The sequence below is a fragment of the Cellulosimicrobium cellulans genome (assembly GCF_016907755.1).
Taxonomy (GTDB): Bacteria; Actinomycetota; Actinomycetes; order Actinomycetales; family Cellulomonadaceae; genus Cellulosimicrobium; species Cellulosimicrobium cellulans_D.
This window is the reverse complement of record NZ_JAFBCN010000001.1, coordinates 546640-563576: the sequence shown is the minus strand read 5'-3', so window position 1 is coordinate 563576 and position 16937 is coordinate 546640. Positions and strand designations below refer to the sequence as shown.

Below are 16937 nucleotides of genomic sequence, written 5' to 3'. Positions count from 1 at the left end.
CCGTGCCCGCCGCGCCGGTGGCGGCGGAGCCGCTCGTCCGGGTGCGGGGTCTCGTCAAGGAGTTCGACGGGACCACGGCCCTGGCGGGCGTCGACCTCGACGTCGCGCGCGGCGAGCTGCTCGTCCTGCTGGGCCTGTCGGGCTCCGGCAAGTCGACGCTCCTGCGCTGCCTCAACGGGCTCCAGCGTCCGACCGCGGGCGAGGTGACGGTCGCGGGCACGCGCGTGGAGCACGCGTCCTCGCGCGAGCTGCGCCGGCTGCGCACCGAGGTGGGCTTCGTGTTCCAGCAGTTCAACCTCGTCGGCCGCCTCACGTGCCTGGAGAACGTCCTCGTCGGCGGGCTCGGCCGCGTGCGCGGCCCGCGGTACGGCGTCTCGACGTACTCGCGCCACATGCGCGCCGAGGCGCTCGCCCACATCGAGCGCGTCGGCCTCGCCGACCAGGCGTACCAGCGCGCGGACACGCTCTCGGGCGGGCAGCAGCAGCGCGTCGCGATCGCGCGCACGCTCATGCAGCGCCCCCAGCTCGTGCTCGCGGACGAGCCGGTCGCGTCCCTCGACCCGGAGAACGCGGGCGCGGTCATGGACCTGTTCGTGCGAGTCTGCGCCGAGGAGGGCCTGACGGTCGTGTGCACGCTGCACCAGGTCGACCTCGCGCTCGGCTGGGCGGACCGCCTCGTGGGGCTGCGCCACGGGGAGAAGGTCCTCGACCGTCCCGCCGCGGGCCTCACGCGGGACGAGGCGCTGGCCATCTACCGGCGCGTCGAGCCGGGCACCGACGCGAGCGAGGGCGCGGCCGGGTCCGGCGCGGCCGCCGACCTCGCCCGCGGCGTCGCGCAGCGCTCCCGCGCGCGGGTGCCGGCGTGAGCGCGCCGGCACCGGAGGCGACGCGCGCGGTCCGGGAGGCGCCCGCCCCGCCGACCGCCCCGCGCCTCCCCGCGCGCCCGCGCGCCACGCACCGCCAGCTCGTGCTGCGCGGGCTGGCCGGGGGCGCGGTGATCGCGACGCTCGTCGCGGCCTCGTCCATCGGGCTCGACCTGCCCACGCTGGTCGCGGGCGGCGAGGACGTCGCGAACCTCGTCGAGCGCATGCTGCCGCCGCGCGTCGACGACCCCGCCCGGATCGCCACGCTCGCCGTGGACACGGTCCTCATGGCGTTCCTCGGCACGGTGCTCGCGACGGTCCTGTCGGTGCCGCTCGCGTTCCTCGCCGCCCGCACGACGACGCCGCACCCCGCCGTCGCGGCCGTCGCGCGCGCGGTCATCACGTTCTGCCGTGCCGTGCCCGACCTCGTCTTCGCCGTGCTGTTCGTCCGGGCTCTCGGGCTCGGCGTCCTGCCCGGGGTCCTCGCGCTCGCGCTGCACTCCGTGGGGATGCTCGGCAAGCTCTTCGCGGACGCGATCGAGGACGCCGACCCGGGGCCGCGCGAGGCCGTGCGCAGCGTGGGCGTCGGGAGGCTGCGCGAGCTGCTGAACGGCGTCGTGCCGCAGGTGGTGCCGGCGTGGGTGTCGGCGTTCGTCTACCGCGTCGACATCAACCTACGGACGTCGGTGGTGCTCGGGTTCGTCGGCGCGGGCGGGATCGGGTTCGCCCTCCAGGACGCCCTGCGCGGCCTGGTGTACCCCAAGGCGCTCGGGATCGTCGCCGTCGTCCTGGTGCTGATCGCCGTCATGGAGGTGCTGGCGGTCGCGGTCCGGCGGACGCTGCTCGCGCCGCGGAGGCCACGGTTCCGCCGCGACCGCGCGGTGCGGTGGATCTCGGGAGGGGCCGCGGCGGCGCTCGTCGTCGTCGCCTTCGCCCGCCTCGGCATCGACCCGCTCGAGATCGTCACGTCGGTCCCCAGCCTGCTCGAGGTCGCCGGCCGCACGTTCCCGCCCGACCTCACCTCGCTCGGTCCCGCGCTGTGGGAGGCGATGCTCCAGACGCTCGCGATCGGGCTCGTCGCGACGGGCATCGGGGTCGTGCTGTCCCTGCCCCTGGGTCTGCTCGCCGCGCGCACCGTGGCCCCGCACCCCGTCGTCTACGCGGCCGCCCGCACGACGATCCTCGTCGTCCGAGCGATCCCCGAGCTCATCCTCGCCGTCGTCTTCGTCGCCGCCGTGGGCCTCGGTCCCGTCGCGGGCGCGATGGCGCTGGGCATCGGCTCGATCGGGTTCCTCGGCAAGCTCGTCGCCGACGCGGTCGAGGAGATCCCGCCCGGCGCCGCGGAGGCCGTCCGGTCCGTCGGCGGCGGGTGGTGGAAGGTCCTCTTCTCCGCCGTGCTGCCCCAGGGGATGCCGTCGATCGTCGGCTCGGGCCTGTACCTGCTCGACGTCAACATCCGCACCTCGACGATCCTCGGGATCGTGGGCGCGGGCGGCGTCGGGTTCCTCCTCTTCGAGGCGGTCCGCACGCTCCACTTCGAGGTGGCCGGCGGGATCGTCCTCCTCGTGTTCCTCGTCGTCCTCGTCATCGAGAGGCTCTCCGGATGGATCCGCGCACAGCTGACCTGACCACCGTCGCGCTCTGGGAGGGAGGCACCGCCGTGCGGCTCGCCGAGGTCCCCCTGCCCGACCTCAAACCGGGCGAGGTCCTCGTCCGGGTCCGGCTCGCGACCGTGTGCGGCAGCGACCGGCACACCGTGACCGGACGACGGCGCTCCCCCGCCCCCTCCGTCCTCGGCCACGAGGCCGTGGGCGAGGTCGTGGCCCTCGGGCCCGACGGCGCGCGTGCCGTGGACGGGCACCGGCTCGCCCCGGGCGACCGCGTGGTCCCCGGCGTCGCCGTCGCGTGCGGCGCGTGCGACCGTTGCGTCGCCGGACGGACCGCGAAGTGCCGCGCCGTCCGCAAGGTCGGGCACGAGTCCTTCGAGTCCGAGTGGGCGCTGAGCGGCACGTACGCCCGCCACCTCGTGCTGCCCGCCGGGGCGACCCTCGCCCGGGTGCCCGCCCGGCTGCCCGACGAGCTCGCGGCGCCCGCGGCGTGCGCGACCGCGACCGTGATGGCGGTCGTCGAGGCCGCCGGCCCGCTCGGCGGCCGTCGGGTGCTCGTGAGCGGCGCCGGGATGCTCGGCATCACGGCCGTCGCCGCCGCGCGCGACGCCGGCGCGGCCGAGGTCGTCGTGACCGACCCCGACCCCGCGCGGCGCGGGCTCGCGCTCCGGTTCGGCGCGACCTCCGCGCGCGCCGTCGACGAGCCCGTCGGCCTCGTCGACGTCGCGATCGAGCTCTCCGGGGCGAGCCCCGCCGTCGCGCGCTGCCTCGACGTGCTCGACGTCGGCGGCCGGCTCGTGCTCGCGGGGTCGGTGGCGCCCGCGCCCACGGTCGCGCTCGACCCGGAGCGCGTCGTGCGGGGCTGGCTCACCGTCACCGGCGTCCACAACTACGAGCCGCGGCACCTGGGCGCGGCGCTCGACCTGCTCGACCGCACGCGCGACGCCGTCCCGTGGCGCGAGCTCGTGTCGGCCCCCGTCCCCCTCGACGCCCTGGGCGACGTGCTCGCCGGGCCCCCCGGCACGGCGCCCCGCGTCGCGGTGCGCCCGTGACGGACGAGTCAGGCCTCGCCGAGCTCCAGCACGACGCGGACCGCGTCGGCGCGCACCCACCGCTCCGTGGACAGCAGCGGGCGACCGCCGACGCCGTCGCGCGCGAGGCTCGCGATGAGCCACGCCGGGTCGCCGGGGCGGCAGCCGAGACCCGCGCTCGCGTCGTCGGGAGCCGACTCCATGCTCGCCCGCGTCCAGGCCCGCTCCGGCACCGCGCGCGCGGACTGGCGCAGGATCGTGTCGAGCGACTCCTCGTGCCGCAGCGCCGCCGGCAGCTCGGGCACGAGCGCGGCGGCCAGCCACTCGACGCCCCACGCCGCGGGCATGCCGTCGATGAACGACCGGCGCACGAGGCGAAATCCCGCCGTGCCGGGCGCGGTCTCCAGGGCCGCCGCGACGTCGTCGGGCAGCGGCACCTCGTCGCAGGCGAGCACGACGGCGCGCGGCTCCGCGCCCACGGCCCGCAGCGTCCGGCTCCACGACGGCGCGCGGCCCGGAGCCACCAGGTAGTCGACCCGGCGCCGGGTGAACGTGCCCTGGCCCTGGATACGGCTCACGAGCATGCGGCGCTCGAGCTCGGCGAGCGCCGCGCGCGCCGCGGCCCGCCCGACGCCGAACCGCTGCCCCACCTCCGCCTCGGACGCCACGCGCGTCCCGGGCGGGAGCCGCGCGAGCTCCTCGGCGAGCACGCGCACGATCTCGGTCGACCTCGTCACGGGCGGACCGTACCGCCCGCAGGTGGACCCCCGGTGAACTCGACCCCTGACGGAAGGACCCCCATGCCCCGCTCCACCCCCGCCCACGTCGTCGTCGTCGGGGCCGGCGTCGTCGGCCTCGGCGCCGCCGCCGAGGCGCACCGGCGCGGCCACCGCGTGACCGTCGTCGAGCAGGCGTCCGCCGTCGTCGGCTCCTCGGTGCAGAACTTCGGCCACGTGTGCACGACGGCGCAGGCCGGCCGGGCGCGCGCGTATGCGCTCGCCGCCCGCGAGCGCTGGCTCGCGCTCGGAGCCGCGGCCGGGTTCGCCGTCGCCCCCACGGGCACGCACGTCGTCGCCCGGACGGCGGGCGAGCTGCGGCTGCTCGCCGAGCTCGCGGACGAGCGCGGTGCGGACGAGGTGCGCCTGCTCGGGGCCGACGAGGCCCGGGCCGCGCTCCCCGTCCGGACGGCGGACGTCGTCGGCGCGGCGCACCTGCCGCTCGACCTCCAGGTGGACCCGCGCGCGGCCGCGCCGGCGCTCGCGGCCTGGCTGGCGTCGCAGGGCGTGACGTTCCGGTGGCGCACGGCCGCCCGCGCCGTGCGGACCGGGCGGGTCGAGACGACGCGCGGGCCGCTCGACGCGGACGTGGTCGTCGTGGCCGCGCACCACGACCTCGACCGCCTCCTGCCCGACGTCGCCGCGTCCGTGGGGCTGCGTCGCTGCCGGCTCCACATGCTCCGGGTCCGGCCCGGGTCGCCGCTCGGGCTCCGCACCCCGCTGCTCACCGGCTGGTCGACCGTGCGCTACGCGGCGCTCGCCGCGTGCCCCTCCGCGCCGGACGTCGCCGCGGAGCTCGCGGCGGCCGACCCGGAGGCGGCCCGGTGGGACGTCAACCTCATGGCGACGCCACAGGCCGACGGGACGCTCCTCCTCGGGGACACGCACGCGCGCGGCGACGACGCGCCCGTCTTCCAGGACGAGACCGGCTTCGAGGTGCTGCTGCGCCTCGCCCGCGACCTGTTCGGCCGCGACGACCTCGCCGTCGTCGAGCGCTGGCAGGGCACGTACGCCTCGGCGCCCGACCGCGAGCTCCTCCTGGCCGAGCCCGAGCCCGGCGTCCACGTCGCGACGGTGACGACCGGCATCGGCATGACGACGGGCCTGGGGCTCGCCGCCGACGCGCTGGACCGCGCGGGGCTCCCCGACCTCTCCTGACGGCGCGCGCCCTCCGCCGCCCCTTGAACCGCACCACCCCACCGGAAGGACACACCCCGTGATCGCTCTCGCAGCCTTCGACATCGCCGGCACGACCGTGGAGGAGGGAGGAGCCGTCTACCGCGCGCTGCACGACGCGGTGCGCCGGCACGGCAGCACCGCCGACGTCGACGACGTCGCGCGCTGGATGGGCGCCGACAAGCGCACCGCCATCCGCGCGCTGCTCGCGCTCGGCGGCGACCCGGCCGCCGTGGAGGAGACCTTCGCCGACTTCGAGCGGATCCTGCGCGAGGCGTACGACGCGACCCCGCCCGTCGCGATGCCCGGCGTGCTCGAGACGTTCGCGGCGCTGCGCGACCGTGGCGCGCGCCTCGCCCTCACCACCGGCTTCTCCGCCGACGTCACCGGGCTCCTGCTCGACCGGCTCGGGTGGCGCACGGGCGTCGTCGACGCCGTCGTCACGACCGACGACGTCCCCGCCGGCCGCCCCGCGCCGTACATGGTCCACCGGGCCATGGAGCGCACGGGCGTCACCGACGTCGCGCAGGTCCTCACCGTGGGCGACACCGTGCTCGACCTGCGCGCCGGGACCCAGGCGGGGGCACGCGTCGTCGTCGGCGTGCTCAGCGGCGGGGTCCCGCGCGCGGTCCTCGAGGCGGCGCCGCACACCCACGTCGTCGACAGCGTGGCCGACCTCCCGGCCGTGCTGAGCGAGGTCGCGGACGACGTGCGCGAGGTCGAGCCGGCGCGCTGACGGACGCGTCCTCCTCGTCGTCGGGCGACGGGACCGCAGCGCGACCCCGTCGCCGAGCACGCGACGATCGGGGCGGGGCCGCACCAGAGCCGCCCCGCCCCGACGGGGTCACGCCGTCACGCCGTCACGCCGTCACGTCGGCGCGGTCGAGCGCGACGGTGAACCCGGTGCTCGCCGGGTCGCGCGTCCCGGTCGAGCGGACGGTCACGGTGTGGGCGCCCGGCGCGAGCGGCCCGCTCGTCCACGTGACCGCACCGGCCTGGCGTGACGCACGCCAGCCGTCGACGAGCACGGGCGGGCCGCCGTCGAGCCGGATCTCGGCGATCCCCTGGTCCGTGTCCCGGACCGTGTACAGGTCGACCCGGGCCCCGGTGAAGGTGAAGGTCGCCGTCCGGTCCGCACCCGAGGACCAGCTCGCGGTGCCGGCGTACAGGTCCGGGACTCCCGTCGTGGTCCCCCACCCGGCCCCGTAGGCGAACCGGTGGGTCCCGGTCGTGGTGGACGAGTCCACGGTCGTCACCGTCGGAGCCGCGGACCGGTGGACGACCTTGTCGAGCGCGACGGTCGTGTGCAAGCTCTCCGCGCTCTTCGTGCCCGTGACGGTCACTGTCACGGTGTGGGTCCCCGCGGGGAGCGTGCCGCTGCTCCACCGCAGCGCCGAGCCCGTCCTGCTCGCGGCATAGTTGTCGACGAGCACCGGCGGCCCGCCGTCGACGGTGACGTTCATCCGTCCCTGGTCGGTGTCGCGGACCGTGTAGAGGTCGACGGACGTCCCGGTGAAGGTGAACGACGCCGTGCTGCCCGCCGTGGGTGACCAGCGGGCGGTCCCGGCGTACATGTCGGCGATCCCCGTCGTCGACCCCCACCCCGCGGAGTAGGTGAACGCGCCCGGGCCGGTGGCGTTCGCGTCGACCGTCACGTCTCCGGGAGGTGTCACAGGACCTCCCGGCTGGGGCGAGAGGCGCACCGAGTAGGCGTCCTTCGCCGCGGCCCACGGGATCGCGATCGTCGCCGTGCTGCCGGACAACGTCACGGGCGCGGAGCTCACCACCGCAGGTGCGGCCTGCACGCCGTCGGCCAGGCGTTCGACCACGGCGTGCACCTCGCCGCCGCCGCGCAGCCACGCGGGGACGTTCTCGACACGCAGCGTGAGGGTCCCGGTGAACGTGCCGCGGGAGCCGAGGAGGACGGACGCCCGCGCCGCGCCCTGGTCGCGGGTCGCGAGGACCTCGACGCCACCGGCCGGCACGCTGCGCACGACCTCGCCCGTCGCGTCGGCGGACGCCTTGTAGACCCAGTAGCGGCCCGTCGTGAGCAGGTCGCCGCCCGAGCGCACGAGCAGGCCGTCGAGCAGGCCCTGGTCGCAGCAGTCCGACCAGATGGCGTGCGACGCCGACTCGTACCCGGCGCGCTGGAGCTGCGCGAGATACCAGGCGGAGAAGCCCGGGAACTGCTGGTCGGAGTAGAGGTACTCGTTCATCGCGATCGGCATGCCCGCGAACCCGGCGTCCGCGAGCCGCGCGCGCGCCTCCGCGGCGTCGGCGAGCGGTTCACCGCTGAAGTGCCAGTTCCAGATGTCCGGCATGGTCCCCGCGGCCTTCGCCTGGTCGAGGTAGCTCTGGAGCGTCGGCCAGTGGTAGTTGGGGATCGACGGCCCGACGATCACGGCGTCGGGGTAGAGGTCTCGCAGGGTCCGCACCGCCGCGTTCCACATCTGGTGGTACTGCGCCTGGCTGCGCGGCCAGAAGTACGAGTTCTCCGCCGGCTCGTTCCAGATGTCGAACCGCACCGAGTCCTTGAGCAGCCCGTCCTGGTCGAGCCGGTCGACGAGCTCGGTGAGGAACGCGACCCACTCCGCGCACGTCGGGCCGTCGTCGCACGGCTCGGGGATGGGGTTCGGCCGCGTCCCCGAGCCGTCCGAGCCCCACAGGTCGGACAGGATCATGTCGAACGTCGCGTCGTAGGGCGGGTTCGTCACGCGCAGCGCCTGGTCGCGCATCGCGGCGTAGCGCGGCTCGAACTGCGCCTGCCCGAACGCCCAGCCGCGCGTGCCCACCTCGTCGATCTCGCCGCCGCTGCGGAACGACGTCGGCCGCAGGGGCAGCAGCAGGTCGTCGGACGGGCCACTGCCGTCCCGGCTCAGGCCGTAGAGGAAACCGCGCCCGATGCCCTCGTTCGGGCTCCCCGTCGAGTCCGCGAGGTCCACGGTCACGGTCGCCTCCGCGGCGACGGCGACCGGCGCCGCGGGCGCGACGACGATCCCGACGGCGAGCGCCGCCGTCGCGACCGCGGCCACCAGCGCGGCCGGACCGCGGCGCCGTGCCGTCCCTCCCGGTGGGCGGTGCTCCCGGCCCGGGGTCGTGCGTCGGCGAAGTGCTGTCATGTTCTCGCTCCCTTGCGTGAGATGACCTGCGCACCGCGGGTACGACGGCGCGTCGCCGCCCGGGTCCGGGCGGCCGCCAGGCCCCGGGTCACCCCGGGGCCGACGACGTGTGCTGCCCTCAGTCGGCCGCCGAGCCCTCCGGCGGCGCGACGGGCACGTCGGCGCCGTCCCGGACGAGGACGGGGATCCGCTCGAGCGGCGCGGGCACGCGGACCGTCGCGCCGCCGTCGTACCGCTGCCCGGTCCAGGCGTCCGTCCACGCCGTCCCGGCGGGCAGGTAGACGTCGCGCTCGCGCTCGCCTGCGCGCAGCACAGGCGCGACGAGCAGGTCGGGGCCGAGGAGGAACTGGTCGTCGACGTCCCACGCACGCGCGTCGTCGCCGAAGTCGACGAAGAGGGGTCGCATGGGCGGCAGCCCGTCGCGCGCCGCGCGCGACATCTGCTCGTGCAGGTAGGGGCGCAGGCGCTCGCGGACGTGGAGGTGGTCGGCGAGGATCGCGTACGCCTCGTCGCCGAACGACCAGACCTCGTTCGGCCCGCCCGTCTGGTCGAACCCCGTCGCCGTGCGCGGCTCCCGGTCGCCGTGCAGGCGGAACAGCGGGCAGAACGCGCCGAACTGGAACCAGCGGACCATGAGCTCGCGGTAGGCCGGGTCCGCGGCGTCGCCGCCGTGGAAGCCGCCGATGTCGGTGGTCCACCACGGGATCCCGGACATCGCGACGCCGAGCCCGGCGCGCACCTGCGTCGCGAGGGAGTCCCAGGTCGCCGGGATGTCGCCCGACCACACGGCCGCGCCGTAGCGCTGCGAGCCCGCCCAGGCCGAGCGCGAGAGGAGCACGGTGGGCTCGTGGCCCTCCGCCGCCATACCCTCCGCGAAGAGGCGCGCGTTGTCGCGGGGGTAGGCGTTGATCACCTGAGCCCCGGGGCCGGCGTGCAGGACGACGTTCTGCGGGTCGGCGGGGTTGAGCTCGGGCTCGCTCGCGTCGAGCCACCACACGCGGATGCCGAGGTCGAGGTAGTTCTGCCGCACGAGGTCCCACACGAACGCGCGCGTGCGCGGGTTGCTGGGGTCGTAGAAGCCGACGGCCATGGGCGTCGCCATGCCCTTGTCGCGCACCGTCTGGTGCACCTCGAGGCCCTGGTCCGTCCCGACGAGCAGCCCCTCGTCCCGGTACCTCGCCCAGTGCCGCGACAGCGGCGAGACCGTGGGCCAGATCGAGACCATGAGCTCGACGCCCATCTCGCGCAGCTCCTTGACCATCGCCTCGGGCTCGGGCCACTCCGCCGGGTCGAACGCGAAGTCGCCCATCGCGGTCCAGTGGAAGTAGTCGCACACGAGGACGCTGAGCGGCAGGCCGCGACGCTCGTGCTCGCGCGCGACCTCGAGGAGCTCGTCCTGGGTGCGGTAGCGCAGCTTGGACTGCCAGAACCCGCTCGCCCACGCGGGCAGGTCCGGGGAGTGGCCCGTGGCGTCGGCGTACCGCGCGAGGACGTCGGCGGGCGAGCCGGCCGTGACCCAGTAGTCGATCTGGCGCGACTGCCCGGCCTGCCAGCGCGTGGCGTTCGCGGCGAACTCGACGCGACCCACCGCCGGGTTGTTCCAGAGGAACCCGTACCCGCGGCTCGACACGACGAACGGGACGTTCACCTCGCCGTTGCGCTGCACGAGGTCGAGCGCGAGGCCCTTGACGTCGAGCCGGCCGTGGGTGCGCTGACCCAGGCCGAAGAGCCGTTCGTCGTCGTAGGCGACGAACTCCTGCCGCAGCTCGTACGTGCCCGTGCGGGTCCCCGTGTACGTGCGGGGGCCGGGCGCCCAGGAGTGCATGGGCTGCTCGCGCAGCAGCTCGGCGCCGTCCGACGTCCGGTGGAACGCGACCTCGAGCTCCGGGTTCGCCGCGTCCGACGGCACCGTGACGACCACGGTGAGCTCGCCGACGACGACCGTCGCCCTGGACTCGTCCGTCGTCACGACCGGGGTGGGCGTGCCGGGCGGCGGCGCCTCGAGCGCACCGTGGTCCGCGTCGTCGATCCGGTAGCGCGCGGCGCGCACGCGCACGGAGTCGCGGCCCCAGGCGTCGATGCGGACGACCTCGTGCCGGTGGTGGGCGACGAGGCCACCCGGGACGTTCTCGAAGAGTGCCACTGCTGTCCTTCGTGCTGGGAGGGTTCAGTCCTTGACCGCGCCGGTCGTGATGCCCGCGGCGACGTAGCGCTGGGCGACGACGAGGAGCACGGTCGCGGGGACGGACGCGACGACGGCGGTCGCCATGATCGCGTTCCAGTCCTTGGAGTAGTTGGAGATGTACTGGTAGATGCCGAGCGTGAAGGGCTGTGGTCCGCCGCTCGACGTGAGGATCACGGCGAACAGGAAGTCCGACCACGCGAAGAGGAACGCGAACAGCGAGACCGTGACGATCGCGTTGCGCGACAGCGGGACGACGATCTGCCAGAACGTCCGCAGCGGCCCCGCGCCGTCCATGACGGCCGCCTGCAGGAGCTCGCCGGGGATGCCCTGCATGAACGCGCGCAGCACGATCACGGCGAACGGCACCGCGAGGGTCGAGTCGGCGAGGATCAGACCCGGCAGGGTGTTGAGCAGGCCGAGCTGCGCGTAGAGCGCGTAGAAGCCGGTCGCCATGACGATGCCGGGGATCATCTGCCCCACGAGCAGCGCGAACGTCACACCCCCGCTGCGCGGGGGCGAGAGCTTCGCGAGCGCGTACGCGCCCGGCATCGCGACCAGGAGCGTGAGGGCGACCGCCCCGAGCGCCACGACGAGCGACGTCCCGAGGAAGGGAAGCTGGTCGCCCAGCGCTCGGGCGTACCCCTCCAGCGTGACCGACGCCGGGACGAGCCGGACGGGACCGGCGAGCAGCTCGGCACGCGGTGTCAGGGAGACGACGACCATCCAGTACAGCGGGAAGAGCATCACCGCGCAGAGCAGGAGACCGACGACGGTGCGGGGCCAACGGGTGCCGTGGTTCACGACTCCTCCTCGGTGCGCTGCGCGCGGATGTGCCAGAGCCCGAACACGAGCGCGAGGGCGATGAGGAGGTTCCCCGCCGCGGCGCCGAGGCCGAACTCGAGCTGGGGGCCGAACGAGAGCTGGTAGGACCACGTCGCGAGCGTCTGCGAGGAGTTCGCCGGCCCACCTTGCGTCGTGATCCAGATGACGTCGAAGACCTTGAGCGTGTAGACGAGGCCCAGGAGCAGGACGACCGTCGTCACGGGCCGCAGGAGCGGGAACGTGATGCTCCGGAACGTGCGCCAGCGACCGGCGCCGTCGAGCGCCGCGGCCTCGTGCAGGGACGCGGGCACGGCCTGCAGACCGCCGTAGAGGATCACCATGTTGAACGGGACCCCGATCCAGATGTTCACGACGATCACCGCGAGGAGCGAGTAGCGGGGGTCGACGGTCCACCCGACCGGGTCGACCCCGACGAGCCCGAGCGCCGCGTTGACGATCCCGTTGTCCTTGTCGAGCATCCACCGCCACACCGACCCCGAGACGATGAGGGGAAGGAGCCACGGGAGGAGGAAGAGCGAGCGCAGGAGCGCGGACAGCGGGAAGTGCCGCGAGAAGAACTCGGCGAGCGCGAGCCCGATGCCGTACTGGAAGACGAGCGAGGCCACGGTGAACACGGCCGTGTTCGCGACCGTGGGCCAGAAGAGCGGGTCCGCGACGACGGCCGCGTAGTTGTCGAACCCGACGAACGGCGCCTCGCCCGTGACGAACGAGCGGACCGTGTACTCCTGGAACCCCATCGCGACGTTGCGCACGATGGGCACGGCGTAGAACAGGACGAGGTAGGCGACGACGGGGGCGAGGAACGCCCAGGCGGTCCAGCCCGCCCGGGCGGCACCCGGTCGGCGTGTCGCCGGGGTGCGGCCCCGCCCGCGGGCCGACCCGACGTCGTCGGACCGGCCCGCGGAGGGCTCGGCGTCGCGCACCACGTGGGGCGCTGCGGTCATGGTGGGGCTTCCTTCGGTCAGTCCGTCGATCGGTCCGTCGGCCGTCAGCCGGCGTCGACCGCCGCCTGGGCGTCGGTGAGCGCCTGCTCCGGCGTCTTCGTCCCGCTGAGCGCCTCCTGGACCGCGGTCCAGAGCTTCTCGGAGACCCTCGGGTAGTCGGTGCCGAGGTCGGCGGTCCGGCCACGGGCCGAGCCGACGGCGTCGATGAACGCCGCGAGGTTGGGCGTCTGCTCGATCTGCTGGCTCTCGAGGTCAGGGTCGTCGACGGGCAGGACGTAGCTGAGCCCCTTGGCCCACTCGAGCGAGTTCTGCGGCTCGGTGATGCAGGCGACGAGCTCGGCGGACGTCGCCTGCCGCTCGGCGTCGGCGACGGGCACCGTGAGGAACTCCCCGCCGAGCGGCGCCGGCGCGGTCCCGCCGTCGACGCCCGGGATGGGGACGATCCCGTACTCGACGTCACCGGCGTCGAGCAGCGGCAGCTGCCACGACCCGTTGACCTGGAACGCGAGGTCGCCGGCGAGGAAGAGGTCGTTCGCGTCGGCCTGCGTCGAGTTGAGCACCGAGGCGGACGCCGCCCCGCTCGTCACGAAGTCCGTCCAGAGCGTGAGCGCCTCGACCGCCTCCGGGGAGTCCAGGTCGTCGAGCTCGGCTCCCGCACCCCAGAAGAACGGCAGGAACTGGAACGTCCCCTCCTCCGTTCCGACCGCGCTGAAGGCGATGCCCTGGTGCCCCGCCGCCTGTGCCGCGGCGACCACGTCGCGCAGCTCTGCCCACGTCGTCGGTTCCGGCATGCCCGTCTCGGTGAGGATCGCGGCGTTGTAGTACAGCGCGAGCGTGTTCGAGCCGAGCGGGACGCCGTACGCGGTGCCGTCGAGCTGCCCGGCGGCGAGCGCGTTGGGCAGGATCGCGCTCGTGTCGAGGCCGAGCTCGTCGGTCGAGGCGAGGAGCCCGGTCTCGGCGATCGAAGCGACGAGCGGGTTGTCGATGACGGCGAGATCGGGTGCGTTCTTGGCCTGAGCGGCGAGCAGGAGCTTGCTCGTGAGCGCGCTGGTGTCCATCCCCTCGCGCGTGATCTCGACGCCGGCCTCCGCCGCGCACGTGTCGAGCAGCGTCGCCCAGGCGGACGTCTCGTCGAACTGCGGGTACGGGTCCCACAGGGTGAAGGAGCCGCCCTCGGCGTCACCCGTGCCGGAGCCGTCCGCGGGGTCCTGCGACGACGCGCAGCCGGTGAGGGCGAGCGCACCCGCCGCCGCGGTCGCGACCACCCCCGCGAGACGGTGGCGGTGCTGAACGGTGTGAACCATCGGTCTTCCTCTCTGAATCCAGTGGTCGTGCTTGGCGGTCGTCCCGGCGCCTGCCGGTCCGACGATCGTCGAACCGGTTCGATTCGACGCCACAAAAAAGAAGCTCAGGGCACCGCGGCGCTGCTCCCCCGGTCCACCAGGACCGGCTCGAGCAGCTCCCGGCGCGGCGGCAGGTCCGGGTCCTCGATGCGCTCGGCGAGCATCTGGACCGCACGCTCGGCGATCTCGCTCGCCGACGTCTCGATCGCCGTGAAGGGCAGCGAGAACATCCGGCCGAACCGGTCGGGGTACAGGGTCACGACGCTCAGGTCCTCCGGCACGCGGATCCCCCGCTCGCGGAAGAGCAGCGGCAGGTCGACGAGCGCGCCGTCGTTGTGGACGAGCAACGCCGTCGCGGCACCGCGGCGGTCGAGGACCTCGCCGATCCGGCGCGCACGCTCCGCCGGCTCCGTCGCCCCCTCGACCTCGCGCACGACGATCCCGCGCGCCGCCGCCGTGGACCGCACGGCCTCCCGCACGCGCCAGGCGTACCCGAGGTCCTGGTCGAAGACCTCGCGCGGGAGCGTGAGGAAGACGATCTCCCGGTGCCCCTCGCCGTGCAGGCGCTCGACGAGGCTGCGCCCCGCGCCCGCGAAGTCGAGGTCCACGCGGTCGAGCGCCACGTCACCGTCGGGCAGACCGAGCAGGACGGCGGGCTGGCGCGCCTCGAGCAGGCTCGGGATGCGCGCGTCGTGGCGCTGGACGTCGAGCACGAGGAGCCCGTCCACGAGGCCCGAGCTCGTCAGGCGCGCGATGCCCGCGTCGCCCTCCTGGCGCGTGACCAGCAGGACGTCGTAGCCGCGGCTGCGCGCGTTCTCGGAGACCGAGAGCACGTAGCCCAGCGTCGCCGGGGCGAACTCCTCGGGCGTGAACGGGACGACGAGACCCATGATCGACGTACGGGCCGTCGCGAGAGCGCGGGCACCGGCGTTCGCCGTGAACCCGAGGTCGCGGATGGCCTGCTGGATGCGCTCGCGCGTCTCGGTCTTGATGGGACGGTTGCCGGACAGCGCGTACGACACGGTGCTGCGGGAGACCCCCGCGTGCCGCGCCACGTCGCCGATCGTCACCATCGTCGCTGTTCCGTCCTCGTCGTCCAGGTCGACCCCTCTGTCGAACCGGTTCGACGGACTGTAGCACGCCGCCCCCCTCCCCTGACAAGCCCGCTGACACGTCCTCACCATGTCCTCACCGCCTCGACCACGAGGTTCCTCGCCGCCGAGCACGGGGTTGGTGCCGTCATCCGTCGAATGACGGCACCAACCCCGTGTTCGGCACGGAGCGGGGTCAGAGGCGGACTAGGTCGAAGGTCTCCCAGGGGCCGACCGCCGCGCGGTTCGCCACGAGCGGCTGGGCGCCCGCGCCGTCGGCGCACACGTAGCGCCCGTTGACCTCGGCGCGCAGCGCGACGGCCCCGCCGCCGAGGTCCTCGAGCCGGAATCGTTCCCACGCGCCCACGGCGGCGCGGTTCGCGACGAGCGGCTGCGCACCCGCGCCCTCGGCGCACACATAGCGGCCGTCGACGTCGGCGCGCAGCGCCACGACCCCGCCGCCCAGCTCCTCGAGCCGGAACCGTTCCCACGCGCCGACCGTCGGACCGGCAGCGACGAGCGTGCCGCCGTCGGTCTGGCGGGCCTGGACGTACTGCCCGTTCGCGCGGGCCCGGAGGGTGACGAGCCCGGTCACGGGACCCGGCCCGCCGCCGACCACGGGCGGCGTCGGGCGCACCGCCGTGAGCGCGATCTCGCCGCGCAGCAGCCGGCCGCCGTCGTTCGTGAGGCGCAGGTAGTAGTCCGGCGAGCACGCGGTGCCGTCCTCGTCGAGAGCGCGCATCCCCGACCCGGCCGGGACGTCGGCCGCCGTCGCAGCCGTCTTCGCGATCTGGTTGCCCTCGTTGTACTCGTCGAACATCGAGATGTACGCGCTCGCGACGCCCGCCCGGGCGTGGTTGTAGAACTGCCGCCACATGAAGTCGCCGTGCGCGCGCTGGCCCTCCTGCAGGTCGCCCGGCAGGACGCACGGCTGGTAGTCGATGCCGAGGCGCGTGCACTCGGCGAGGTCGGGCACGGTGGCGCGCTGGTAGAAGTCGTCCGCGCCCGCGACGTTCCCGATCCGGCCCACGAGCCACGGCGAGATCATGTCGAACGACCGGTACACGTCCGCGAAGCCCGGGCGGGAGTCGCCGGTGCCCTCGCGCCACCAGGTGGGGACGCCGCCCATGACGTAGCACCCCTGCGCCTGGAACCAGTCGACGACCTCCTGGCACTCCTGCGGCGTGAACGGACGCTGGGCGTCGTCGAACCCGAAGCCCCAGATCCCGACGACGGGCTTGCCGTTCTGCCGCGCGTACGCCGGCGAGGCGACGTGGGCGGACATCTTCGTCGTCCAGTCCTGCGTGATCTGGTTCCGCATCGCGTACCAGTCGCTCACGTCGTACATGACGTAGAACTTGACGCCCGCGCGCTCCGCGGCGGTGCGGGTGCGGCTCGCCATGACGTCGCGGGTCGGGCCCTCGCCGCCGAACGGGTTGAAGCGCTGGAGCGCGGCCGTGTGGATGCCGTTCTCGGCCATCCAGCGCAGGTGCGTGTCGACCGTCTGCTGGTCGTACGACGAGAAGAGGCGCGCGGGGCGGCCGTCGCCGAGCGCAGGGAACGCGGTCTGGTACGTCGTCGTGTACTCGCGGACGTCGGGCCACGACTTGATGACGGTGTTGGTGGTGGACGGCGTCTGGTCGGCCTGGCGGGCCCAGTGCCACCACGCGTCGATGGGGGCACCGTCGCCCCGGCACGCGAACCAGCCCTGGTAGCCGGCGGTGATCTTGCCGACGACGTCGCCGGGCGGGCTCACCGCGGCGGCCGCGCCCGGGAGCGCGGCCGTGGCAGTGCCGGCGGCGGAGGCGGAGGTGCCGACGGCGGCGGTCGCCGCGGCAGCGGCCGTCAGGCCGAGGAAGGAACGTCGGGTGAAGCTCATGTGCTCAAGTCCGTTTCTCTGGGGGCGCCGGCGCGACGTCGTCGTCGCGGTCCCGGCACGGTCGGTCACGTCTCGTGCAG

Annotated in this window: 13 protein-coding genes; 5 read left to right on the top strand and 8 right to left on the bottom strand. The window is 74.7% G+C overall.

The window, feature by feature from the left end; all coding sequences use genetic code 11:
* The first annotated feature begins 2 nt into the window (after nt 1–2).
* Genes phnC through JOE63_RS02440 form a run of 3 tightly spaced genes read left to right on the top strand, consistent with a single transcriptional unit; the run spans nt 3 to nt 3522 of the window.
* Complete coding sequence (gene phnC / locus JOE63_RS02450) at nt 3–866, top strand: phosphonate ABC transporter ATP-binding protein (protein ID WP_307839901.1); 864 nt, start codon at nt 3–5, stop codon at nt 864–866.
* Complete coding sequence (phnE, locus tag JOE63_RS02445; protein WP_204538847.1) at nt 863–2491, top strand: phosphonate ABC transporter, permease protein PhnE; 1629 nt, start codon at nt 863–865, stop codon at nt 2489–2491. Before phnC ends, phnE begins: the two co-directional genes overlap by 4 nt.
* Nucleotides 2467–3522 carry a zinc-binding dehydrogenase gene (locus JOE63_RS02440; protein WP_087470582.1) on the top strand — a complete coding sequence of 352 codons (1056 nt, stop codon included), beginning with the start codon at nt 2467–2469 and terminating at the stop codon, nt 3520–3522. The genes phnE and JOE63_RS02440 overlap by 25 nt, the downstream gene beginning before the upstream one ends.
* 8 nt (nt 3523–3530) lie before the next feature.
* Here the strand turns inward: JOE63_RS02440 and JOE63_RS02435 are convergent, their stop codons facing one another.
* Nucleotides 3531–4238, bottom strand: a complete 708-nt coding sequence (locus JOE63_RS02435) for a GntR family transcriptional regulator (protein WP_047234184.1) — start codon at nt 4236–4238, stop codon at nt 3531–3533.
* Between the two features lie 63 nt (nt 4239–4301).
* Between JOE63_RS02435 and JOE63_RS02430 the strand changes: the two genes are divergently transcribed.
* On the top strand, nt 4302–5435 hold the full coding sequence (locus JOE63_RS02430; protein WP_204538844.1) for a TIGR03364 family FAD-dependent oxidoreductase: 1134 nt from the start codon (nt 4302–4304) through the stop codon (nt 5433–5435).
* Nucleotides 5436–5493: 58 nt separating this feature from the next.
* Nucleotides 5494–6189: a phosphonatase-like hydrolase gene (locus JOE63_RS02425; RefSeq protein WP_087470579.1), complete on the top strand. Its 696-nt coding sequence runs from the start codon at nt 5494–5496 to the stop codon at nt 6187–6189.
* A 124-nt stretch (nt 6190–6313) separates the two neighbouring features.
* Here the strand turns inward: JOE63_RS02425 and JOE63_RS02420 are convergent, their stop codons facing one another.
* The 7 genes from JOE63_RS02420 to JOE63_RS02390 all read right to left on the bottom strand — a co-directional run bounded on the left by JOE63_RS02420 (nt 6314) and on the right by JOE63_RS02390 (nt 16857).
* Nucleotides 6314–8572: a hypothetical protein gene (locus JOE63_RS02420; RefSeq protein ID WP_204538842.1), complete on the bottom strand. Its 2259-nt coding sequence runs from the start codon at nt 8570–8572 to the stop codon at nt 6314–6316.
* Nucleotides 8573–8690: 118 nt separating this feature from the next.
* Nucleotides 8691–10715, bottom strand: a complete 2025-nt coding sequence (locus JOE63_RS02415) for a glycoside hydrolase family 31 protein (protein ID WP_204538839.1) — start codon at nt 10713–10715, stop codon at nt 8691–8693.
* A gap of 24 nt (nt 10716–10739) precedes the next feature.
* Nucleotides 10740–11558: a carbohydrate ABC transporter permease gene (locus JOE63_RS02410; protein ID WP_244286333.1), complete on the bottom strand. Its 819-nt coding sequence runs from the start codon at nt 11556–11558 to the stop codon at nt 10740–10742.
* Nucleotides 11555–12544, bottom strand: coding sequence for a carbohydrate ABC transporter permease (locus tag JOE63_RS02405; protein ID WP_087470576.1), 990 nt, complete (start codon nt 12542–12544; stop codon nt 11555–11557). Before JOE63_RS02405 ends, JOE63_RS02410 begins: the two co-directional genes overlap by 4 nt.
* 44 nt (nt 12545–12588) lie before the next feature.
* The gene (locus tag JOE63_RS02400) at nt 12589–13848 is read right to left on the bottom strand and encodes a sugar ABC transporter substrate-binding protein (RefSeq protein WP_204538835.1); all 1260 of its coding nucleotides are present in this window, start codon (nt 13846–13848) and stop codon (nt 12589–12591) included.
* Nucleotides 13849–13952: 104 nt separating this feature from the next.
* Entirely contained in the window at nt 13953–14960 is a 1008-nt protein-coding gene (locus tag JOE63_RS02395; protein WP_087470574.1) for a LacI family DNA-binding transcriptional regulator, read from the bottom strand.
* 214 nt (nt 14961–15174) lie between these two features.
* Nucleotides 15175–16857, bottom strand: coding sequence for a lectin (locus JOE63_RS02390; protein WP_087470573.1), 1683 nt, complete (start codon nt 16855–16857; stop codon nt 15175–15177).
* Nucleotides 16858–16937 lie beyond the last annotated feature (80 nt).